Origin of the sequence: Klebsiella sp. 141203, assembly GCF_032601985.1 — a bacterium.
GTDB classification, from domain to species: domain Bacteria; phylum Pseudomonadota; class Gammaproteobacteria; order Enterobacterales; family Enterobacteriaceae; genus Klebsiella; species Klebsiella aerogenes.
Genome location: NZ_JAQIRL010000003.1, coordinates 325873 through 346612, shown reverse-complemented (window position 1 = coordinate 346612; position 20740 = coordinate 325873). Strand labels below are relative to the sequence as shown.

24 protein-coding genes are annotated in these 20740 nt (G+C 56.7%); 19 read left to right on the top strand and 5 right to left on the bottom strand.

Annotated elements, in window-relative coordinates:
* Positions 1-53 precede the first annotated feature (53 nt).
* The 7 genes from PGR29_RS14225 (at position 54) to ruvX (ending at position 5758) form a co-directional block, all read left to right on the top strand.
* Complete coding sequence (locus PGR29_RS14225; protein WP_045379571.1) at positions 54-1448, top strand: sugar porter family MFS transporter; 1395 nt, start codon at positions 54-56, stop codon at positions 1446-1448.
* 77 nt (positions 1449-1525) lie between these two features.
* Positions 1526-2026, top strand: a complete 501-nt coding sequence (locus PGR29_RS14220) for a SprT family zinc-dependent metalloprotease (protein ID WP_316424732.1) — start codon at positions 1526-1528, stop codon at positions 2024-2026.
* Between the two features lie 94 nt (positions 2027-2120).
* Positions 2121-2828 carry a deoxyribonuclease I gene (gene endA / locus PGR29_RS14215; protein WP_015369737.1) on the top strand — a complete coding sequence of 236 codons (708 nt, stop codon included), beginning with the start codon at positions 2121-2123 and terminating at the stop codon, positions 2826-2828.
* Between the two features lie 88 nt (positions 2829-2916).
* On the top strand, positions 2917-3648 hold the full coding sequence (gene rsmE / locus PGR29_RS14210) for a 16S rRNA (uracil(1498)-N(3))-methyltransferase (RefSeq protein ID WP_213793572.1): 732 nt from the start codon (positions 2917-2919) through the stop codon (positions 3646-3648).
* Between the two features lie 48 nt (positions 3649-3696).
* Positions 3697-4647, top strand: a complete 951-nt coding sequence (gshB, locus tag PGR29_RS14205; RefSeq protein ID WP_045392071.1) for a glutathione synthase — start codon at positions 3697-3699, stop codon at positions 4645-4647.
* A gap of 131 nt (positions 4648-4778) precedes the next feature.
* Positions 4779-5342, top strand: a complete 564-nt coding sequence (locus PGR29_RS14200) for a YqgE/AlgH family protein (RefSeq protein ID WP_045392076.1) — start codon at positions 4779-4781, stop codon at positions 5340-5342.
* Positions 5342-5758 carry a Holliday junction resolvase RuvX gene (ruvX, locus tag PGR29_RS14195; protein WP_015369733.1) on the top strand — a complete coding sequence of 139 codons (417 nt, stop codon included), beginning with the start codon at positions 5342-5344 and terminating at the stop codon, positions 5756-5758. Before PGR29_RS14200 ends, ruvX begins: the two co-directional genes overlap by 1 nt.
* Positions 5759-6005: 247 nt before the next feature.
* On the opposite strand, the gene PGR29_RS14190 is transcribed toward ruvX, so the two are convergent.
* Together PGR29_RS14190 and PGR29_RS14185 are read right to left on the bottom strand one after the other, a co-directional pair.
* Positions 6006-6659, bottom strand: coding sequence for a LuxR C-terminal-related transcriptional regulator (locus PGR29_RS14190; RefSeq protein WP_316424731.1), 654 nt, complete (start codon positions 6657-6659; stop codon positions 6006-6008).
* Positions 6660-7000: 341 nt separating this feature from the next.
* Positions 7001-7990, bottom strand: a complete 990-nt coding sequence (locus PGR29_RS14185) for a type IV pilus twitching motility protein PilT (protein ID WP_316424730.1) — start codon at positions 7988-7990, stop codon at positions 7001-7003.
* 16 nt (positions 7991-8006) lie between these two features.
* On the opposite strand from PGR29_RS14185, the gene PGR29_RS14180 reads away from it, so the two are divergent.
* The 8 genes from PGR29_RS14180 to PGR29_RS14145 all read left to right on the top strand — a co-directional run bounded on the left by PGR29_RS14180 (position 8007) and on the right by PGR29_RS14145 (position 14780).
* On the top strand, positions 8007-8711 hold the full coding sequence (locus tag PGR29_RS14180; protein WP_316424729.1) for a YggS family pyridoxal phosphate-dependent enzyme: 705 nt from the start codon (positions 8007-8009) through the stop codon (positions 8709-8711).
* A gap of 17 nt (positions 8712-8728) precedes the next feature.
* A complete protein-coding gene (locus PGR29_RS14175; RefSeq protein ID WP_015369729.1) occupies positions 8729-9295 on the top strand; it encodes a YggT family protein in 567 nt (188 codons plus the stop codon).
* Positions 9292-9582 (top strand): DUF167 family protein YggU, encoded by a 291-nt coding sequence (gene yggU / locus PGR29_RS14170; protein ID WP_087859781.1) that lies wholly within the window; start codon positions 9292-9294, stop codon positions 9580-9582. The genes PGR29_RS14175 and yggU overlap by 4 nt, the downstream gene beginning before the upstream one ends.
* Positions 9583-9594: 12 nt before the next feature.
* The gene (locus tag PGR29_RS14165) at positions 9595-10188 is read left to right on the top strand and encodes an XTP/dITP diphosphatase (RefSeq protein ID WP_316424728.1); all 594 of its coding nucleotides are present in this window, start codon (positions 9595-9597) and stop codon (positions 10186-10188) included.
* On the top strand, positions 10181-11320 hold the full coding sequence (gene hemW, locus PGR29_RS14160; RefSeq protein ID WP_087859782.1) for a radical SAM family heme chaperone HemW: 1140 nt from the start codon (positions 10181-10183) through the stop codon (positions 11318-11320). Before PGR29_RS14165 ends, hemW begins: the two co-directional genes overlap by 8 nt.
* A 292-nt stretch (positions 11321-11612) precedes the next feature.
* A complete protein-coding gene (locus PGR29_RS14155) occupies positions 11613-12659 on the top strand; it encodes an ABC transporter substrate-binding protein (protein WP_113373042.1) in 1047 nt (348 codons plus the stop codon).
* 59 nt (positions 12660-12718) lie between these two features.
* Complete coding sequence (locus PGR29_RS14150) at positions 12719-13528, top strand: ATP-binding cassette domain-containing protein (RefSeq protein WP_316424727.1); 810 nt, start codon at positions 12719-12721, stop codon at positions 13526-13528.
* Positions 13529-13532: 4 nt separating this feature from the next.
* Entirely contained in the window at positions 13533-14780 is a 1248-nt protein-coding gene (locus tag PGR29_RS14145; RefSeq protein ID WP_316424726.1) for a sugar ABC transporter permease, read from the top strand.
* A 46-nt stretch (positions 14781-14826) separates the two neighbouring features.
* On the opposite strand, the gene PGR29_RS14140 is transcribed toward PGR29_RS14145, so the two are convergent.
* From PGR29_RS14140 to trmB, 3 genes are read right to left on the bottom strand one after another with little or no spacing between them, the layout of a single operon-like run.
* The gene (locus PGR29_RS14140; RefSeq protein WP_087859784.1) at positions 14827-15543 is read right to left on the bottom strand and encodes a DUF2884 domain-containing protein; all 717 of its coding nucleotides are present in this window, start codon (positions 15541-15543) and stop codon (positions 14827-14829) included.
* A gap of 53 nt (positions 15544-15596) precedes the next feature.
* On the bottom strand, positions 15597-15923 hold the full coding sequence (locus PGR29_RS14135; protein WP_015369722.1) for a YggL family protein: 327 nt from the start codon (positions 15921-15923) through the stop codon (positions 15597-15599).
* Positions 15923-16642 carry a tRNA (guanosine(46)-N7)-methyltransferase TrmB gene (trmB, locus tag PGR29_RS14130; RefSeq protein ID WP_045392086.1) on the bottom strand — a complete coding sequence of 240 codons (720 nt, stop codon included), beginning with the start codon at positions 16640-16642 and terminating at the stop codon, positions 15923-15925. The genes PGR29_RS14135 and trmB overlap by 1 nt, the downstream gene beginning before the upstream one ends.
* 136 nt (positions 16643-16778) lie before the next feature.
* On the opposite strand from trmB, the gene mutY reads away from it, so the two are divergent.
* From mutY to PGR29_RS14110, 4 genes are all read left to right on the top strand, one after another.
* Positions 16779-17837 carry an A/G-specific adenine glycosylase gene (gene mutY / locus PGR29_RS14125; RefSeq protein WP_020077946.1) on the top strand — a complete coding sequence of 353 codons (1059 nt, stop codon included), beginning with the start codon at positions 16779-16781 and terminating at the stop codon, positions 17835-17837.
* Positions 17838-17865: 28 nt separating this feature from the next.
* The gene (locus tag PGR29_RS14120; protein WP_316424725.1) at positions 17866-18141 is read left to right on the top strand and encodes an oxidative damage protection protein; all 276 of its coding nucleotides are present in this window, start codon (positions 17866-17868) and stop codon (positions 18139-18141) included.
* Positions 18142-18189: 48 nt separating this feature from the next.
* Positions 18190-19272: a membrane-bound lytic murein transglycosylase MltC gene (mltC, locus tag PGR29_RS14115; RefSeq protein ID WP_015369719.1), complete on the top strand. Its 1083-nt coding sequence runs from the start codon at positions 18190-18192 to the stop codon at positions 19270-19272.
* 186 nt (positions 19273-19458) lie between these two features.
* Positions 19459-20712, top strand: coding sequence for a nucleoside permease (locus tag PGR29_RS14110; RefSeq protein WP_087859785.1), 1254 nt, complete (start codon positions 19459-19461; stop codon positions 20710-20712).
* Positions 20713-20740: the final 28 nt, after the last annotated feature.

Here is a 20740-nt window from a genome sequence, read left to right as displayed (position 1 = left end):
GCACTCCCCTACTCTAAGCATCGACAGAATCAATAACTCAACTGGAGGGCGTTATGCCTGACAATAAAAAACAAGGGCGTTCAAACAAGACGATGACGTTCTTTGTCTGTTTCCTCGCCGCGCTGGCCGGCTTACTGTTCGGCCTTGATATCGGCGTTATTGCCGGCGCCTTACCGTTCATTGCCAATGAATTCCAAATCAGCGCGCACACCCAGGAGTGGGTGGTCAGCTCCATGATGTTCGGCGCCGCCGTCGGCGCAGTGGGCAGCGGCTGGCTCTCCTTTAAACTGGGACGTAAAAAAAGCCTGATGATCGGCGCGATCCTGTTTGTGGCCGGTTCGCTATTTTCCGCCGCCGCGCCGAACGTCGAAATCCTGCTGATCTCTCGCGTCCTGCTGGGGCTGGCGGTTGGCGTCGCCTCTTACACCGCGCCGCTGTACTTGTCGGAAATCGCGCCGGAGAAAATCCGCGGCAGTATGATTTCGATGTACCAGTTGATGATTACCATCGGTATTCTCGGCGCCTACCTCTCTGACACCGCCTTCAGCTACAGCGGCGCGTGGCGCTGGATGCTCGGCGTGATTATCATCCCGGCAATCCTGCTGCTGATCGGCGTAATCTTCCTGCCGGATAGCCCGCGCTGGTTTGCCGCTAAACGCCGTTTCGTCGATGCCGAACGCGTCCTGCTGCGCCTGCGCGATACCAGCGCCGAAGCCAAACGCGAGCTCGATGAAATCCGCGAAAGCTTGAAAGTCAAACAGTCCGGCTGGGCGCTGTTCAAAGAGAACAGCAACTTCCGCCGCGCGGTGTTCCTTGGCGTCCTGCTGCAGATCATGCAACAGTTCACCGGGATGAACGTCATCATGTACTATGCGCCGAAGATTTTTGAACTGGCGGGCTATGCCAATACCACTGAGCAAATGTGGGGCACAGTGATCGTCGGCCTGACCAACGTACTGGCCACCTTTATCGCTATCGGCCTGGTCGACCGCTGGGGCCGTAAACCGACGCTGATCCTCGGCTTTATCGTGATGGCCGCCGGTATGGGCGTACTGGGCAGCATGATGCATATCGGTATTCACTCTGCTACCGCGCAGTACTTTGCAGTACTGATGCTGCTGATGTTTATCGTCGGCTTCGCGATGAGCGCCGGCCCGCTGATTTGGGTACTGTGTTCTGAAATACAGCCGCTGAAAGGCCGCGATTTCGGTATCACCTGCTCCACCGCGACCAACTGGATTGCCAATATGATCGTCGGCGCCACCTTCCTGACCATGCTGAACTCTCTCGGCAGCGCCAACACCTTCTGGGTCTACGGCGGTCTGAACGTGCTGTTTATCCTGCTGACTATCTGGCTGATTCCGGAAACCAAAAACGTCTCGCTGGAACATATTGAACGCAACCTGATGCAGGGACGCCCGCTGCGCGAAATCGGCGCTCGCGATTAATCCCCTCTGTGCTTCCTCCCCTTTGGGAGGAAGCTTCTTCTTGCTCTCCCCCGCGCGGCGCACTATCCTCTGGCGCTATGAAAACACCCCGAATTCCCATCGCTATCCAGCAGGCCGTCATGCGTAGCCTGCGGGAGCATCTCGCCACCGCCAATCTCAAGCTGGAACGCCGCTATGCGGAACCGACGCTGGTTTATCAGCAGCGCGGCACCTCCGCAGGCACCGCGTGGCTGGAGAAAAACGAGATCCGCCTCAATCCAGTACTATTGCTGGAAAACCAGCAGGCGTTTATCGATGAAGTGGTACCGCACGAACTGGCGCATCTGCTGGTGTGGAAACACTTTGGCCGCGTCGCGCCGCACGGCAAAGAGTGGAAATGGATGATGGAGGCCGTGCTGGGCGTCCCCGCCCGCCGCACCCACCGCTTTGAGCTCAATTCAGTACGCCAGAACACCTTCCCCTATCGCTGCCAGTGCCAGCAGCATCAGCTAACCGTCCGTCGCCATAACCGCGTGGTGCGCGGTGAAGCCACTTACCGCTGCGTTCGCTGCGGCGATCTGCTAGTGGCGGAAAAGTAACCATTGGAATTAATTAGAAACTTTCTGATCTGACTGATTGCATCTGACACCCTCATTCGCTACGTTGCGGGCTCGTTTTGACACGGAGTTTACGATGTCCCGTATGTATGTTTTTGCCGTCGCGTTGTTCAGCGTGGCAGCCAGCGGCCCGCTTGCGGCAGCTGGTATTCATAGTTTTTCCCAGGCGAAAGCCGCAGGCGTAAAAGTGAATGCCGACGTCCCCGGCGACTTTTATTGCGGTTGTAAAATCGACTGGCAGGGTAAAAAAGGCGTTATCGATCTGGAATCTTGCGGCTACAAAGTGCGTAAAAACGAGAACCGCGCCAGCCGGGTCGAATGGGAACATGTGGTCCCGGCGTGGCAGTTCGGCCACCAGCGCCAGTGCTGGCAGGATGGCGGGCGAAAAAACTGCGCCAAAGATCCGGAATACCGCAAGATGGAAAGCGATATGCATAACCTGCAGCCTGCGGTCGGCGAGGTCAATGGCGATCGCGGCAACTTTATGTACAGCCAGTGGAACGGCGGCGATGGACAGTATGGTCAATGCGCCATGAAGGTGGATTTCAAAGATAAAGTCGCCGAACCGCCGGTACGCGCCCGCGGCTCGATCGCCCGCACCTACTTCTATATGCGCGACCGCTATCAGCTGACTCTTTCCCGCCAGCAAACCCAGCTGTTTACCGCCTGGGATAAGCAGTATCCGGTGACCTCCTGGGAGTGCGAACGCGATGAGCGAATCGCCAAAGTACAGGGCAACCATAATCCTTACGTCCAGCAGGCTTGCCAGGCGCAAAAGAGCTAACCTACACTAGCGGCAATTGTTAATTTGCAGCCGCCGTCTTCCCCGCTATGGGGAAGACGCTATCTGCGCGAAGAACGGAATATCAAGCATGCGCATTCCTCGCATCCACCACCCGGAACGCATTACCCCCGGCAGCCACATCGCCCTGAGCGACGACGCAGCCAACCACGTTGGCCGCGTCCTGCGCATGAGCAAAGGCCAGGAAATCCAGCTGTTTGACGGCAGCAATCAGGTTTTCGATGCGGTCATCACCGAAGCGGGTAAGAAAAACGTCATGGTCGAGGTTATCCGCGGCCAGCTCGACGATCGTGAATCTCCGCTGCATATCCATCTCGGCCAGGTGATGTCACGCGGCGAAAAAATGGAATTCACCATCCAGAAATCAATCGAACTTGGCGTAAGCCTCATAACGCCACTGTTTTCCGAGCGCTGCGGCGTTAAACTGGATGCCGAACGCTTGCAGAAGAAGATTCAGCAGTGGCAGAAAATCGCCATTGCCGCCTGCGAACAGAGCGGCCGTAACGTCGTGCCGGAAATACGCCCGGCGATGCAGCTGGAAGCCTGGTGCGCCGAGGAAGAAAACGGCCTCAAGCTCAACCTGCACCCGCGCGCCAGCGCCAGTATCAATACGCTGCCGCTGCCGGTTGAACGTGTTCGCCTGCTGATTGGCCCGGAAGGCGGCCTGTCGGCGGAAGAGATAGCGATGACCGCTCGCTACCAGTTTACTGATATCCTGTTGGGACCGCGCGTTCTGCGTACTGAGACTACCGCGCTCACCGCCATCACCGCGCTGCAGGTGCGTTTTGGCGATCTGGGCTAAAATCTGGCGCAACAATCCGCAAACACGACAGCGCTAATGGAGAGAACAATGATCAAGCTCGGCATCGTGATGGACCCTATCGCATCCATCAACATTAAAAAAGACACCAGCTTCGCGATGTTGCTGGAAGCGCAGCGTCGCGGCTATGAACTCCATTATATGGAGATGAACGACCTGTACCTCATCAATGGCGAATCCCGCGCCCGTACGCGCACGCTGAGCGTCGAGCAGAATTACGACAAATGGTACGCGTTCACCGGCGAACAGGATCTGCCGCTGGCGGATCTCGACGTCATCCTGATGCGTAAAGACCCGCCGTTCGATACCGAGTTTATCTACGCCACCTACATTCTCGAACGCGCGGAAGAGAAAGGCACGCTTATCGTCAACAAGCCGCAGAGCCTGCGCGACTGTAACGAAAAGCTGTTCACCGCCTGGTTCTCCGAGCTAACTCCGGAAACGCTGGTCACCCGTAATAAAGCCCAGTTGAAAGCGTTCTGGGAAAAACACGGCGATATCATTCTCAAACCGCTGGACGGCATGGGCGGCGCTTCAATATTCCGCGTGAAAGCAGGCGATCCGAACCTCGGCGTCATTTCCGAAACCCTGACCGAACTGGGTAGCCGCTACTGCATGGCGCAGAATTATCTGCCGGCCATCAAAGACGGCGACAAACGTGTGCTGGTGGTAGACGGCGAGCCGGTGCCATACTGCCTCGCACGCATCCCGCAGGGCGGTGAAACGCGCGGCAACCTGGCCGCTGGCGGCCGTGGCGAAGCGCGTCCGCTGACCGAAAGCGACTGGGAAATCGCCCGCCGCGTCGGCCCGACGCTAAAAGCCAAAGGCCTTATTTTCGTCGGCCTGGATATCATCGGCGATCGCCTGACCGAAATTAACGTCACCAGCCCGACCTGCGTGCGCGAAATCGAAGCTGCTTTCCCGGACGTGTCGATTACCGGCATGCTGATGGACGCTATCGAAAAACGTATCAACAAATAAGCACTGGGAAGGGCAAACGCCCGCCCGTCAGGCGCCTCTCTGGCGCCTGTAAAACAAAGTGCATCGACACGTTTCTACTTTACCCGCATACTGGGTGTTGTTTTTTTAAACCAGGAACAGAACCTCTGACAATGAATTTACAGCATCACTTTCTGATTGCCATGCCTGCGCTACAGGACCCTCTTTTCCGTCGCTCCGTCGTCTATATTTGCGAGTACAACGACGATGGCGCCATGGGCATTATCATCAATAAGCCGCTGGAAAATTTGCAGGTGGAAGGGATCCTGGAAAAACTGAAAATCGCGCCGGTGGCGCGCAACCCGGAAATTCGCCTGGATAAACCGGTGATGGTCGGCGGCCCGCTGGCGGAGGATCGCGGTTTTATCCTGCACACGCCGCCGTCTGATTTTTCCTCCAGCATCCGTATCTCCGACAACACGGTGATCACCACCTCACGCGACGTGCTGGAAACCCTCGGTACCGATAAACAACCGAGCAACGTGTTGGTGGCGTTGGGCTACGCGTCGTGGGAAAAAGGGCAACTGGAGCAGGAAATTCTCGATAACGCCTGGCTTACCGCACCGGCCGATCAGAATATTTTGTTTAAAACGCCGATTGCCGATCGCTGGCGCGAGGCGGCCAAACTTATCGGTATCGATATCGTGACGATGCCTGCCGACGCGGGGCATGCATAATGAGCGGTACCTTTTTGAGTTTTGATTTTGGCACTAAAAGCATTGGCGTCGCCGTTGGGCAGCGCATTACCGGCACGGCGCGTCCGCTCCCGGCGCTGAAGGCGCAGGACGGCAAGCCGGACTGGAACATCATCGAAAAGCTGTTGAAAGAGTGGCAGCCGGAAGCGGTGATTGTCGGTCTGCCGCTGAACATGGACGGCACCGAACAGCCGCTAACCGCGCGCGCACGTAATTTCGCCAATAAAATTCATGGCCGCTTCGGCGTGAAAATCACCCTCCACGACGAGCGTTTAAGCACCGTCGAAGCTCGCGCCGGCCTGTTTGAACACGGTGGTTTTCGTGCGCTCAATAAAGGCAGCGTTGATTCCGCCTCTGCCGTGGTTATCCTCGAAAGCTATTTCGAACAGGGATACTGATCGGTAGCTCTGGGATGAAAGCGAAGCATAGATTCGCTTTTGCGCCGGGTGGCGGCTTCGCCTTACCCGGCCTACAAAACCCCCGCTGGAGTAACCCGTAGGCCCGCGCAAGCGTAGCGCCGCCGGGCAATCATGGCAGCGGACGCGGAGCCGCTTTTGCGCCGGGTGGCGGCTTCGCCTTACCCGGCCTACAAAACCCCCGCTGGCATAACCCGTAGGCCCGCGCAAGCGTAGCGCCGCCGGGCAATCAGTGACGCAGATGTTCATTCGCCCAGCTTACCGCCTGGGTTCGGTTCTTCACGCTCAGCTTGCGGAACACATTGTACAGATGGGTACGTACGGTGTTTTCGCTGATGAATAACGCGCGTGCGATATCCATATTTATTGCGCCGCAGCGCAGCTCGTTGAGGATCTCACATTCACGCTCGGTCAACGGTGAGTTCTCCGTCGGCGCCGTGACCTGATCTGCAGAATACAGCGCCGGGTGCATCACGCTCAATTCAGCCGTCTGTTCACCATTCAATACGGCTTTGACGCCCTCAATTAAGCGCGATTGGTCGTCGTCATGACGGAATACGCCATATAACGCAGGCCATTGCGCCATTTCGTACAACTCATACTTTTGCGCGCTATTGATAATCAACAAACGCGGATTATCTGCCTGTACGCGAATAATATCTCGCCACACGCTATTCAATTTCTTATTGGAAACAGCAATATCAAACAATATTACGGAATCTTTTGCCAGGCGTTGAGTTAGCGGTTTGTTGATATTATGCAGAGTTACGTTTACGGATAGCTTCTCAGTCAACCACGCCGCAAATGCATTACTCTGAATGGATGGATGAGTAATGAAAGTCACCTGACGCGAATGCAGTAAATTCTCCGATAAATTAATCACTTGAAACTCTCCTTAGCAGTACCCCGCCATCTTAGCGGTTAAATTAACTGAAAATTAAACGTTCAATAATGTATTTATATTTTCAAATACAGTTTGGTTATTGAAACATCATTTCATGAGAATCTTCCTATTCCCGTAAACAGCATAAATCGAACCCCGCAAAAGTGTCAAAAGGTAATCCTACTTTTTTCCTTGTGAAGCGAGGTAAATGTAAGCCTGCTGTCATAACATTCATTATTTAGGCTTAGGTCGTACCACTTATTTGTATTATAAAAACATTTATCAAAACATTAATTGAACACTGAATTAACAATTTAATGAATACCAACTTGGTTTCATCTCTACGAGGGCAATAACTCACCTGCCGCTGCACGTTGTTGAAAACTCTGCGCAAAGGTTTGCATTCCTGCCTGCTGACCGGTTTGCATCACGCCGGGTAGCTGATGCGTTTTCCCTTCGCGGATCAAATTTGCCACCGCTGGCGTGTTCACTAAAAGTTCGTATAGCGCAACCCGACTGCCGGAAGCATTTGGCAACAATTTTTGCGCCGCCACAGCGCATAAGCTCCCTGCCAGCTGGCTGCGAACCGGCTCTTTTTCTTCCGCCGGAAACACATCCACCAGCCGCTCGATGGCCTGCGCCGCGCTGCGGGTATGCAGCGTCGCCATCACCAGGTGCCCGGTTTCGGCTGCGGTCAGCGCCAGGCGGATAGTTTCGCTATCGCGCAGCTCGCCTAATAAGATGACGTCCGGGTCCTGACGCAGCGCTACGCGTAGCGCCGCCGCGAAGGAGGAGCAATGGCGGCCGATTTCGCGCTGCTGGATCAGGCAGTTCCTGCTGGCGTGAATAAACTCCACGGGATCCTCAAGGGTTAAAATATGACCATGGCGATGTTGATTGAGGTAGTCCACCATCGCCGCCAGGGTGGTCGACTTGCCGCTACCGGTAGCGCCGGTAACCAGGATCAAACCACTCTCTTCATTTAGCAATTCGCTAAGCGCGGCGGGCGCGCCCAAATCAACCAACTGTGGACATTGCTGCGGCAACAGACGCAAAGCCAGCGACAGGCCACGCGTGTGGGCAAAAGCGCTGGCGCGCAGCCGAGGCCCGTTCGGGAGAGCCAAAGCGAAGTCAACCTGACCATCGGCACGCCACTGCGCCAGCTGTGGGTCGTTAAGCCAGCGAGTGAGGATTTTCTCAACATCCGGCGCAGTAAACGGCGCAGGCTCAAGCGTTCCCATACGACGCCAGCGCGGCGGATACGAGCTGCACAGGTGTAGATCGGAGACGTTATGCTTTACACTAAGGGCCACGATTTCTTCCAGCTCCATAACTGATCCTCGGAATATGAACGATATTGCGCATAACCTGGCACAGGTCCGGGATAAAATCTCAGGCGCTGCCGCCCGCTGCGGCCGCGCTCCAGAAGAAGTTACGTTGCTTGCAGTGAGTAAAACCAAACCTGCGAGCGCTATCGAAGAAGCAATGGCCGCAGGACAGCGGGCATTCGGCGAAAACTACGTCCAGGAAGGGGTGGATAAAATCCGCTATTTCCAGCAGGCGGGCACTAGCGGTCTGCAGTGGCACTTCATCGGCCCGCTGCAGTCCAACAAAAGCCGGCTGGTGGCCGAACATTTTGACTGGTGCCACACCGTCGACCGGTTGAAAATCGCCACCCGCCTGAGCGAGCAACGTCCGGCGGATTTACCACCGCTGAACGTGCTGATTCAAATCAACATCAGCGATGAACAGAGTAAATCCGGGATCCCGCTGGCGGAGCTTGACGCTTTAGCCGCCGGTGTCGCCGCCTTACCGAACCTCCAGCTTCGCGGGTTAATGGCCATTCCGGCGCCAGAGTCAGAGTATGAAAGGCAGTTTGCCGTCGCCCAACAAATGGCGGTAGCATTCGCGCAACTGAAAACGCTCTACCCTTCGGTTGATACGCTCTCTCTGGGCATGTCGGATGACATGGAAGCCGCTATCGCGGCGGGAAGCACTATGGTGCGCATCGGGACCGCAATCTTCGGCGCGCGCGACTACAGCAAAAAATAAGGAATCTGAGGAACGCCATGAAGACGTTGACCTTCCTGCTCTCAACGGTCATTGAGCTCTACACAATGGTCATGTTGTTACGCGTCTGGATGCAGTGGGCGCGCTGCGACTTTTACAATCCGTTTTCGCAGTTCGTCGTGAAAGCGACCCAGCCTATCGTCGGGCCGCTGCGCCGGATTATCCCGGCAATGGGGCCGCTGGATAGCGCCTCCCTGCTGGTCGCCTTCGTGCTCTGCGTTATCAAGGCGATCGTACTGTTTATGGTGGTCACCTTCCAGCCGATTATCTGGATTGCCGCGGTGCTGATCCTACTGAAAACCATCGGTTCGCTGATTTTCTGGGTGCTGCTGCTGATGGCTATTATGAGCTGGGTAAGCCAGGGCCGCAGCCCGGTAGAATACGTGCTGATGCAGTTGGCCGACCCGCTGCTGCGCCCAATCCGCAACCTGCTGCCATCCATGGGCGGCATCGACTTTTCGCCGATGGTGCTGGTGCTGCTGCTGTACGTGATTAACATGGGTATCGCCGAGCTGCTGCAAGCTACCGGCAATGTCCTGCTTCCGGGGCTGTGGATGGCGCTATGAGTGCCGTTGAAGTCTGTGCTGACGGGCTGGTGCTCAGGCTGTATATTCAGCCAAAGGCCAGCCGCGACAGCCTTGTTGGTCTGCATGGCGACGAGCTCAAAGTCGCCATCACCGCCCCACCCGTCGACGGCCAGGCAAATGCCCATCTGGTAAAATATCTCGCTAAACAGTTCCGCGTCGCGAAAAGCCAGGTGCTTATCGAAAAAGGCGAACTGGGCCGTCATAAACAGATAAAAATCATTCACCCGCAGCAGATCCCGCCCGCCGTCGCGGCGCTGGCTGACTAAACAGGATTGAATATGCAAAAAGTTGTACTCGCTACCGGCAACGCCGGTAAAGTTCGCGAGCTGGCCTCGCTGCTGGAAGATTTTGGCCTCGACGTCGTCGCCCAGACTGAGCTTGGGGTCGATTCCGCTGAAGAAACCGGCCTGACCTTTATCGAAAACGCGATCCTCAAAGCGCGTCACGCCGCGCAGGTCACCGGCCTGCCGGCCATTGCCGACGATTCGGGTCTGGCGGTGGATGCGCTGGGCGGCGCGCCGGGAATTTACTCCGCTCGCTACTCGGGTGAAAACGCCAGCGACCAGCAGAATCTGGAAAAGCTGCTGGATGCTCTACAGGATGTGCCCGATGAGCAACGTCAGGCCCATTTCCACTGCGTGCTGGTGTATCTGCGTCATGCCGAAGACCCGACGCCGCTGGTATGCCATGGCAGCTGGCCGGGCGTGATTACTCGTCAGGCGGCGGGTAACGGCGGCTTTGGCTATGACCCGATTTTCTTTGTTCCGTCCGAGGGTAAAACCGCAGCGGAGCTGAGCCGTGAAGAGAAAAGCGCCATTTCCCACCGCGGGCAGGCGCTGAAACTGTTACTGGAAGCATTACGTAATGGCTAATTTGCCGCCTCTGAGTCTTTATATTCATATCCCGTGGTGCGTGCAGAAATGCCCGTACTGCGATTTCAATTCGCATGCGTTAAAGGGCGAAGTGCCGCACGACGACTACGTCCAGCACCTGCTTGCCGATCTGCGCCACGATGCGCCATACGCACAGGGACGTGAAATTAAGACTATTTTTATCGGCGGCGGTACGCCGAGCCTGCTTTCCGGCCCGGCGATGCAAACCCTGCTGGATGGCGTGCGCGCCTGCCTGCCGCTGGCGGCGGATGCGGAGATCACCATGGAAGCCAATCCGGGGACCGTGGAGGCCGATCGCTTCGTTGAGTATCAGCGTGCCGGGGTCAACCGTATCTCCATCGGCGTGCAGAGCTTTAGCGAGCCCAAATTGCAGCGTCTGGGGCGTATTCACGGTCCTGAAGAGGCAAAGCGCGCGGCGCGGCTGGCGAGCGGCCTGGGGCTGCGTAGCTTTAACCTCGATTTAATGCATGGCCTGCCGGACCAGTCGCTGGAAGAAGCGCTGGATGACTTACGCCAGGCGATCGCGCTGAATCCGCCGCATCTGTCGTGGTATCAGTTGACTATTGAGCCGAACACGCTGTTTGGTTCGCGCCCGCCGGTGTTACCGGATGACGACGCGCTGTGGGATATTTTCGAGCAGGGGCATCAATTGCTAAGCGCCGCAGGTTATCAGCAGTACGAGACCTCCGCTTACGCCAAACCAGGCTATCAGTGCCAGCACAATCTCAACTACTGGCGCTTTGGCGACTACCTCGGTATCGGCTGCGGCGCACACGGCAAAGTGACCTTCCCTGATGGCCGCATTCTGCGTACGGCAAAAACCCGTCACCCGCGCGGCTACATGGAAGGCCGTTACCTGGAGCGCCAGCACGACGTGGAGGCGGCGGATAAACCGTTCGAGTTCTTTATGAACCGCTTCCGCCTGCTGGAGGCCGCGCCGCGCGCGGAGTTCAGCTTGTATACCGGCCTTGATGAGCAGGTTATCCGTCCGCAAATCGATGCCGCCATCGCCGAAGGCTATCTGCTGGAAGATGCGCAAAACTGGCAGATTACCGAGCACGGTAAGCTGTTTTTAAATTCGCTGCTGGAGCTGTTTCTCAGCGAAGAGTAATCCCTGCGGGCGGCGCATCGTCGCCCGTATCTTCCCCCTATATTCTCTCCCGCTACGGTCAAATTGACTGGCGTTTTTTTGTTCGCTTATTTGCAGCGAATCACAAAATCAGATCGACTTTTTTCCTTTTCTTGACTCATTTTTTGCACAGTGGTAATCCTGCTTCATCGGTTGAGCAAATGTAAAACCGAAGTATCCTGCATGTGAATTATTGGTAACTCTGATTAAAAAAAGTCTCTGTAACGTCGGCGCAACCCGGCGGGCTTAAGCCTATAAAAAAGAGGGTAACACAATGAATTACCGTAATATTCTTATCACACTCGCCGCACTATCCGGCACCATCACGGCTTCAGCCTGGTCTGCAGAGTCCGCCACCGTGGCCTTTTTAATGCCCGATCAGGCCTCTACCCGCTATGAGCAGCACGACTTCCCCGGTTTTAAGGCGGAAATGAGCAAGCTTTGCGCGGATTGTAAGGTCATTTATCAGAATGCCAACGCCAACGCGTCGCTTCAGCAGCAGCAGTTCAACTCGGTTATCGCCCAGGGGGCGAAAGTGATCGTCCTGGATCCGGTTGACTCTTCCGCCGCCGCCGCGCTGGTCGAAAACGCCCAGGCTCAAGGGGTTAAGGTCATCGCCTATGACCGCCCGGTGCCAAACAAACCGGCCGATTTTTATGTTTCGTTTGATAACGAGGGCATTGGCTACGCCATCGCGAAATCTCTCACCGACCATTTGAAAGCGAGCGGCGTGCCGCAGGATGCCGGTGTGCTGCAAATTAACGGTTCGCCAACCGATGCCGCCGCAGGGCTGATCCGCGACGGTATCCATCGCGGATTGAAAGAGTCCGGTTACAAAACGCTGGCCGAATTTGACACCCCGGAGTGGGCGCCGCCGAAAGCCCAGGAGTGGACCGCCGGGCAGGTTACCCGCTTTGGCGACAAAATTAAGGGCGTGGTCGCGGCGAACGACGGTACCGGCGGCGGCGCGATTGCCGCCTTTAAGGCTGCAGGCGTCCAGCCGCTGCCGCCGGTCACCGGCAATGACGCCACTATCGCCGCGCTGCAGCTGATCATCGCCGGCGACCAGTACAACACCATCTCCAAACCATCGGAGATCGTCGCCGCGGCGGCGGCCAAAGTGGCGGTTGATTTTATTCAGGGCAAAAAACCGCAGGCCAGCACCACCCTGTACAACACCCCTTCCCAGCTATTTACCCCGGAAGTGGTGACGGCCAAAAACATCAAAGCGGAAATCTTCGATAAAAAAATCCAGACCTGGGATCAGGTGTGTAGCGGCGAGTACGCCGCCGCCTGCCAGAAGTTAGGCATCAGCAAGTAACCTGTGACCCTGCGCCCGCCGCGGCGGGCGTGATTTCGCCATTATTGAGGTCGTTTTGTATGCCGCAACAACAACACAACTCCGCCGCCGGGCGGCCAATACTGCAACTGCGCAACGTCTCTAAACATTTTGGCGCGGTGTCCGCGCTGACGGATATCGAATTAGAAGTCCACGCAGGCGAGGTGGTCGCGCTAGTCGGAGACAACGGCGCGGGCAAATCCACGCTGGTGAAGATCCTCGCCGGCGTCCACCAGCCGACCTCCGGCACCATTGAGTTTGACGGCAACCCCGTCACCCTCGATAGCCCCGGCAAAGCGCTGGAATACGGTATTGCTACGGTGTTTCAGGATCTGGCGCTGTGCGAAAACCTTGATGTAGTGGCAAACCTGTTTCTGGGCCATGAAATTTCGCCGTTCCAGCTCGATGAAGTGGTGATGGAAGTGAAGGCCTGGACGCTGCTGCAGGAGCTGGCGGCACGTATTCCGTCGGTACGCGAACCGGTGGCATCGCTTTCCGGCGGCCAGCGGCAGACCGTCGCCATCGCCCGTTCGCTGCTGCTGAACCCTAAAATCATTATGCTCGATGAACCCACCGCGGCGCTGGGGGTCGCGCAGACCGCGGAAGTGCTCAACCTGATTGAGCGCGTTCGCGAGCGCGGGCTTGGCGTCATCATCATCAGTCACAACATGGAAGACGTTCGCGCCGTCGCCGACCGTATCGTGGTGCTGCGTCTCGGGCGCAACAAAGGGATCTTCACGCCCGATGCTTCCAATCAGGATCTGGTCGCCGCGATCACCGGCGCGACGGAAAACGCCGTCTCACGCCGGGTTGAACGTAAATCACAGCCCACGACTTCCGGAGCGATGTAATTTTATGAACAGTAAGACCGCATCCCACACCGCGCTGGACCGCAGCGATGAGCGCGTTCGTCACGACGAGGGGCTGTTTGGCGCCCTGCGCGCGCAGATAACCCGCATCAAAACCGGCGACCTCGGCACCGCGCCGGTGATAGCCGGGCTGATTGTGATTTCCCTGGTCTTCACCTTTCTCAATCCGGTCTATATCGCGCCGAATAACCTGGTGAACCTGCTGTTTGACTGCGCGACGGTCGGGTTTATCTCGCTCGGCGTCGTCTGCGTGCTGATGCTTGGCGAGATAGACCTGTCGGTCGGCTCCATGAGCGGCCTGGCATCGGCTATCGTCGGCGTGCTGTGGGTGAACGCAGGATGGCCGCTGGCGGGAGCCATCGCCGTGGCGCTGGCCTGCGGCGTGACCGTCGGGCTGGTCTACGCGCTGCTGTATAACCGCGTCGGAATGCCGAGTTTCGTCGCCACTCTCGCCGGCCTGCTGGCGCTGCTGGGCATGCAGCTGTATATCCTCGGGCCGAGCGGCAGCATTAACCTGCCCTACACGTCGCCGCTGGTGCGCTTTGGCCAACTGCTGGTGATGCCCGGCTGGTTCTCACACCTGATGGCATTGCTGCCAGGGCTGGCGATTATTGTCTTTGGTCTGAAAAAACGCTCGCGGCGCCTGGCGGCCAATCTTTCCGCCGAGGGAGTCAGCTCGCTACTGGCGCGCGCGATCGCGCTGACGATTATCTTCGAGGCCGCGGTGCTTTACCTCAATCAGGGGCGCGGTATTCCGTGGATTTTCGGTCTCTTCGTCGCCTGCGTGATGATCCTCAACTACGCGCTGAAACGGACAAAATGGGGTCGCTCGATGTTCGCGGTTGGCGGCAACCGTGAAGCGGCGCGCCGTTCGGGGATTAACGTGCGGGTGATTTATGTGAGCGCTTTTGTACTGTGTACCACGCTTGCGACCTTCGGCGGCATTCTCGCGGCGTCGCGACTGGCTTCCGCCAGCCAGCAGGCCGGCACCGGCGACGTCAACCTCAACGCCATCGCCGCGGCGGTGATCGGCGGCACCAGCCTGTTCGGCGGACGCGGCAGCGCCTGGTCCGCGCTATTGGGGATCATCGTGATTCAGTCAATTTCAAATGGGCTGACGCTGTTGAACCTGCCGTCATCGCTGCGCTATATCATTACCGGCGCGGTATTGGCGATTGCGGTCATCATTGATTCTCTGGCTCGCCGTTCACGCGTGTCGCACGGCCGGGCCTGAGTGGAGAAGAGCGCGGCCCAAAGGAAAGCGGGCCGCGAAATCTTGATTATTTTAACGAGCCAACCAGCGCTTTGCGGCTCTCTTCCAGCGAGACCACCCGGCCGCAGACATCTTTGCCGAACTGCTGGAAATCCGCTTCCTGGTTTTTCCACTCATCCTGAATTGCGGTTTGCAGGCCGCCAAGACTGCCGAGAATGCCCTGCAGCGGATTGCCGCCGCCTTTGAGCACCGCTTTCGCGCCCATCTCGTTGATACTGTCCTGCAGAATGCCGCCCATCGCCTGATTCACCAGCTGTTGGCCATCGGCGCGAACCTGATCGATAGCTTTATAGTGGAAAGTCAGGCCATCGCTGCGACGTTCAATAATGCGGTTCATCTGTTCTTTCAGCTGCGCGTCCAGCTTGGTCAGGCGGCTATGCATACTGCTGCTGGCGCCGACCTGCTCGGTGATGATTTTATCCAGCGCCTTGCGGCCCTTTTCGACGCGCGAGCGCGCGCCGTCGTCAATCCACGGCAGGCTGCTGCGCAGACCGGCCTGATAATCTTGCGCCTGTTCGCGCTGGGCGGCGCTAAGGGCATAGGCTTTACCGTTAAAGGTCAGATTGCCGTCCGGCTTAATCACCAGATCGCCGTTTTCACCCTTCACCTGCACCTGCTGCGGGCTGAGGATCACATCGTCACGCGGCGTGACGCTACACTGGTAGTCCGCGTGGGCAGACAAAGCGGTGACGGAAAGCGCCACCGCCAGCAGCGTTTTGCGCATCTTTTTACTCCCTTAAGACAAATCGGGCCGGCAATTGCCGACCCTTGTCAAACTTAGTCCCACCAGACGTCAAAAAGTTCGCTGGTGCGCACATCCGCTAATTTACGATCTTCCAGCCACTTGCGAACGATGGCCTGATGCTCTTCGGTACATTTACCGATTTCCTGCATGCAGATGAGCCCTTCCCACGAGAGATAACCGCTGCCGTCAAAGGCCAGTTTGTTCGGCTCAATGACCTCTTCAATCAGATCGTTGACCGTCTGGTCGATCTGCTCTTCGCTGGTCCCTTCCGGGAAACGCCAGGCTACGGAGAAACCTAACTCCTGAAACTCGTCGATATGCATTTTTTTACGCAGACGACGGCTACGATTCTTGGCCATTATTTCACCCTCTCGAACATTAAGTCCCATACGCCGTGGCCAAGACGATGACCACGTTGTTCAAATTTGGTTACCGGGCGCGATTCCGGGCGCGGTACGTAATCGTTACTTTCCGACAGGTTACGATAGCCTTCCAGCGAAGACATCACTTCCAGCATATGCTCGGCATAGGCTTCCCAGTCGGTCGCCATATGGAAGACGCCGCCCAGCTTCAGCTTACTTTTCACCAGCTCGGCGAAAGGCGGCTGCACGATACGACGTTTATTATGACGCGCTTTATGCCACGGGTCAGGGAAAAACAGCTGCACCATATTCAGCGAGTTATCCGGGATCATAGTGTGCAGCACTTCGACCGCATCGTGACACATTACGCGCAGATTTTGTACGCCTTCTTCTTCCGCGGACGCCAGACATGCGCCGACGCCCGGCGAGTGCACTTCAATACCGAGGAAGTTTTGCTCCGGTTTAGCTTTCGCCATCGCCACCAGCGAGGCGCCCATGCCGAAACCAATTTCTAAGGTGACCGGCGCTTCGCGGCCAAACAGGGCGGCGAAATCGAGCGGCGCATCGTTGAATTCAACGCCCATCACCGGCCAAATGTTATCCAGCGCATGCTGCTGCCCTTTCGTCAGGCGGCCCTGGCGACGGACGAAGCTACGAATACGGCGCAGCGGGCGACCGTTTTCATCGAATTCCGGAGAAATGACGTCGTTTTTCATAAAAGTTAAGTCTGCTTGTGAATGTGTTCGGAAAACGGGCATTATCCAAAGTTACCCGGCGGATGCAAGGGTTTACAGCCACTCGCCCTTGTGCTGCAATCTGCCACCCTGTAATCGCGATTCCGGAGCCGTAGCTTTGACTTTTCTCGCCGCGCAATTTTCAGCCCAGGTCCTGGACTGGTACGACAAATACGGCCGTAAAACCCTGCCCTGGCAAATCGCCAAGACGCCCTACAAAGTATGGCTCTCCGAAGTGATGTTGCAACAAACCCAGGTCACCACGGTTATTCCCTATTTTGAACGCTTTATGGCGCGTTTCCCAACGGTTGTTGATTTAGCCAACGCGCCGCTGGATGAAGTGCTGCATCTGTGGACCGGCCTTGGCTACTACGCGCGGGCGCGCAATTTACATAAAGCCGCGCAGCAGGTCGCCACGCAACACGGCGGCGAGTTCCCGCAAACCTTTGAAGAGGTGGCCGCGCTTCCCGGCGTCGGGCGCTCGACGGCGGGGGCGATTTTATCCCTTTCGCTCGGTCAGCATTATCCGATTCTCGACGGCAACGTGAAGCGGGTACTCGCCCGCTGCTATGCTGTGAGCGGCTGGCCGGGGAAAAAAGAGGTGGAAAAACGGCTGTGGGAAATAAGCGAAGAGGTGACGCCGGCGCAGGGCGTAGAACGCTTCAACCAGGCGATGATGGATCTCGGCGCCATGGTTTGTACCCGCTCGAAGCCGAAGTGCGAACTGTGCCCGCTGAGTAACGGCTGCGTGGCCTACGCTAACCATTCATGGGCGGAATATCCGGGGAAAAAACCGAAGCAGACCATTCCGGAGCGCACCGGCTACTTCCTGCTGATGCAGCACGGCGACGAGGTGTTTCTTTCCCAACGTCCGCCGGTGGGTTTATGGGGCGGATTGTTCTGTTTTCCGCAGTTTGAGGATGAAGCCGGGCTGCGTGAGTGGCTGGCGCAACGTCAGATAAAGGCCGATAATCTGACGCAATTAACCGCCTTCCGCCACACTTTCAGCCATTTCCACCTGGATATTGTGCCGATGTGGCTTACAGTGCACTCATCTGGCGCATGCATGGATGAAGGTAACGCACTCTGGTATAACTTAGCGCAGCCGCCATCGGTCGGACTGGCGGCCCCCGTGGAGCGCTTGTTGCAACAGTTGAAAGCCGGAACGCCGGTCTAGTTTTTTCGGCTATAAAAGAGGATTGATTATGAGCAGAACGATTTTTTGTACTTTCTTGCAGCGTGAAGCGGATGGCCCGGATTTCCAGCTCTATCCGGGCGAGCTCGGTAAGCGCATTTACAACGAAATCTCCAAAGAGGCCTGGGCGCAGTGGCAGCATAAGCAGACCATGCTGATCAACGAGAAAAAACTCAGCATGATGAACCCGGAGCACCGCAAGCTGCTGGAACAGGAGATGGTGCAGTTCCTGTTTGAAGGGAAAGACGTTCACATCGAAGGCTACACGCCGCCGGAACAACAGTAAGGGCCTCACGGCCTTTACCAAACAAACACAACACGCACTCCCGGAATGATGAAAAAATACTTAGCGCTCGCGCTGATTGCGCCACTGCTCGTGTCCTGTTCCAGTTCCAATAAAAAAGGCGCCGAATATAACGAGGCCTGGGTCAAGGACACTAACGGATTCGATATCCTGATGGGCCAGTTTGCCCATAACATCGAGAACATTTGGGGGTATAACGAAGTTCTGCTCGCCGGGCCGAAGGACTACGTAAAATATACCGACCAGTATCAAACCCGCAGCCACATCAACTTTGATGCCGGTACGATTACCGTCGAGACCATCGCCGGAACCGATCCGCAAGGACGGTTACGCCAGGCGATTATCAAAACCCTGTTGATGGGCGATGACCCCAACTCTATCGACCTCTATTCCGATGTCGATGATATTCAGATTTCCAAAGAACCGTTCCTCTACGGCCAGGTCGTTGATAACACCGGTGAATCCATCCGCTGGGAGTGGCGCGCCGCGCGCTATGCCGATTATCTGCTGCAAACCCGCCTGAAGAGCCGCAGCAATGGCCTGCGCGTGGTCTATAGCATCACCATCAACCTGGTGCCTAACCACCTCGATAAACGTGCGCATAAATATCTCGGCATGGTGCGTCAGGCCTCGCGTAAATATGGCGTTGATGAGTCGCTGATCCTTGCGATTATGCAAACAGAATCATCGTTTAACCCCTATGCGGTGAGCCACGCGGATGCCATGGGGCTGATGCAGGTCGTCCAGCACAGCGCGGGGAAAGACGTCTTCCGCTCGCAGGGCAAATCCGGCCTGCCGAGCCGCAGCTATCTGTTTGACCCGGCGAATAACATCGATACCGGTACCGCCTATCTGGCGATGCTGAACAACGTTTATCTCGCCGGCATCGATAACCCCACCTCGCGTCGCTACGCGGTGATCACCGCCTATAACGGCGGCGCCGGCAGCGTACTGCGCGTCTTCTCCAGCGATAAAGTCCAGGCGGCGAACATCATTAACAGCATGGCCCCAGGCGACGTCTACCAGACGCTCACCACCCGCCATCCGTCGGCGGAATCGCGCCGTTATCTGTATAAAGTTAACACCGCGCAGAAAAGCTATCGCCGTAAGTAGCCCCTCTCCCGCAGGCCCGGACATCGCACCGGGCCTCTCTTTTTTACGACATACTTCGTAATATCTTTCGATTTTCTGCGGCAGTTAACAGAAGCTTGCAACCGCTGAATGATAGAATCGCATCAAAATAACGGTGGTTATGTTATTTAAAAAACATAACCAGCCCACATTCGTGAGGATAAATACATGAATCTTAAGCTGCAGTTAAAAATACTGTCGTTCCTGCAGTTCTGCCTTTGGGGGAGTTGGCTGACCACGCTCGGCTCGTACATGTTTGTTACGCTGAAGTTTGACGGCGCGGCCATCGGTGCGGTGTATAGCTCGCTCGGTATCGCCGCCGTCCTGATGCCAACGTTGCTCGGGATCGTCGCCGATAAATGGATCAGCGCCAAATGGGTGTATGCCATCTGCCACCTGGTCGGCGCATTAACGCTGTACCTCGCGGCGCAGGTCACCACGCCAGGCGAGATGTTCCTCGTGATCTTGCTTAACTCGCTGGCCTATATGCCGACGCTTGGCTTGATCAACACCATCTCCTACTACCGCCTGCAGTCGGCGGGGCTGGATATCGTCACCGATTTCCCGCCAATTCGTATCTGGGGCACCATCGGCTTTATCCTCGCCATGTGGGGCGTTAGCTTCTCGGGCTTCGAGCTTAGCCATATGCAGCTTTATATCGGCGCGACGCTGTCGGTCTTGCTGGCGCTGTTCACCCTGACGCTGCCGCATATTCCGGTCGCCAACGCCCAACGTAACCAGAGCTGGACCGAGATGCTCGGCCTGAACGCTTTTGCGCTGTTTAAAAACAAGCGTATGGCAATCTTCTTTATCTTTTCCATGATGCTCGGCGCCGAACTGCAAATCACTAATATGTTTGGCAACACCTTCCTGCACAGCTTCGATAAAGACCCGCTGTTCTCCGGTAGCTTTATCGTCGAGCACGCGTCGGTATTGATGTCGATTTCGCAGATCTCCGAAACGCTGTTTATCCTGACCATCCCGTTCTTCCTTAGCCGCTACGGCATTAAGAACGTGATGCTGATTAGTATCGTGGCGTGGATGCTGCGCTTCGGCCTGTTCGCCTTCGGCGACCCGACGCCGTTCGGTACCGTGCTGCTGGTACTGTCGATGATCGTCTACGGTTGCGCCTTCGATTTCTTCAACATCTCTGGTTCAGTGTTCGTTGAGAAAGAGGTACGTCCGGAAATCCGCGCCAGCGCCCAGGGAATGTTCCTGATGATGACCAACGGCTTCGGCTGTATCCTTGGTGGGATGGTGAGTGGCAAAGTTGTCGAGCACTTTACCGTTGAGGGGATCACTAACTGGCAAAGCGTGTGGCTGATTTTCGCCGCCTACTCGCTGGTGCTGGCCTTCGCTTTCGTGGCGCTGTTTAAGTATCAACACGTCAGACAGCCTGCCGCCGCGCGCCATCACGCCTGATCGTCATTGCCCGGTGACGGCGCGTTGC

Coding starts and splice junctions, on each gene's coding strand:
- PGR29_RS14225 (WP_045379571.1), top strand. CDS start 54: ATGCCTGACAATAAAAAACAAGGGCGTTCAAACAAGACGATGACGTTC.
- PGR29_RS14220 (WP_316424732.1), top strand. CDS start 1,526: ATGAAAACACCCCGAATTCCCATCGCTATCCAGCAGGCCGTCATGCGT.
- endA (WP_015369737.1), top strand. CDS start 2,121: ATGTCCCGTATGTATGTTTTTGCCGTCGCGTTGTTCAGCGTGGCAGCC.
- rsmE (WP_213793572.1), top strand. CDS start 2,917: ATGCGCATTCCTCGCATCCACCACCCGGAACGCATTACCCCCGGCAGC.
- gshB (WP_045392071.1), top strand. CDS start 3,697: ATGATCAAGCTCGGCATCGTGATGGACCCTATCGCATCCATCAACATT.
- PGR29_RS14200 (WP_045392076.1), top strand. CDS start 4,779: ATGAATTTACAGCATCACTTTCTGATTGCCATGCCTGCGCTACAGGAC.
- ruvX (WP_015369733.1), top strand. CDS start 5,342: ATGAGCGGTACCTTTTTGAGTTTTGATTTTGGCACTAAAAGCATTGGC.
- PGR29_RS14185 (WP_316424730.1), bottom strand. CDS start 7,990: ATGGAGCTGGAAGAAATCGTGGCCCTTAGTGTAAAGCATAACGTCTCC.
- PGR29_RS14180 (WP_316424729.1), top strand. CDS start 8,007: ATGAACGATATTGCGCATAACCTGGCACAGGTCCGGGATAAAATCTCA.
- PGR29_RS14175 (WP_015369729.1), top strand. CDS start 8,729: ATGAAGACGTTGACCTTCCTGCTCTCAACGGTCATTGAGCTCTACACA.
- yggU (WP_087859781.1), top strand. CDS start 9,292: ATGAGTGCCGTTGAAGTCTGTGCTGACGGGCTGGTGCTCAGGCTGTAT.
- PGR29_RS14165 (WP_316424728.1), top strand. CDS start 9,595: ATGCAAAAAGTTGTACTCGCTACCGGCAACGCCGGTAAAGTTCGCGAG.
- hemW (WP_087859782.1), top strand. CDS start 10,181: ATGGCTAATTTGCCGCCTCTGAGTCTTTATATTCATATCCCGTGGTGC.
- PGR29_RS14155 (WP_113373042.1), top strand. CDS start 11,613: ATGAATTACCGTAATATTCTTATCACACTCGCCGCACTATCCGGCACC.
- PGR29_RS14150 (WP_316424727.1), top strand. CDS start 12,719: ATGCCGCAACAACAACACAACTCCGCCGCCGGGCGGCCAATACTGCAA.
- PGR29_RS14145 (WP_316424726.1), top strand. CDS start 13,533: ATGAACAGTAAGACCGCATCCCACACCGCGCTGGACCGCAGCGATGAG.
- PGR29_RS14140 (WP_087859784.1), bottom strand. CDS start 15,543: ATGCGCAAAACGCTGCTGGCGGTGGCGCTTTCCGTCACCGCTTTGTCT.
- PGR29_RS14135 (WP_015369722.1), bottom strand. CDS start 15,923: ATGGCCAAGAATCGTAGCCGTCGTCTGCGTAAAAAAATGCATATCGAC.
- trmB (WP_045392086.1), bottom strand. CDS start 16,642: ATGAAAAACGACGTCATTTCTCCGGAATTCGATGAAAACGGTCGCCCG.
- PGR29_RS14120 (WP_316424725.1), top strand. CDS start 17,866: ATGAGCAGAACGATTTTTTGTACTTTCTTGCAGCGTGAAGCGGATGGC.
- mltC (WP_015369719.1), top strand. CDS start 18,190: ATGAAAAAATACTTAGCGCTCGCGCTGATTGCGCCACTGCTCGTGTCC.
- PGR29_RS14110 (WP_087859785.1), top strand. CDS start 19,459: ATGAATCTTAAGCTGCAGTTAAAAATACTGTCGTTCCTGCAGTTCTGC.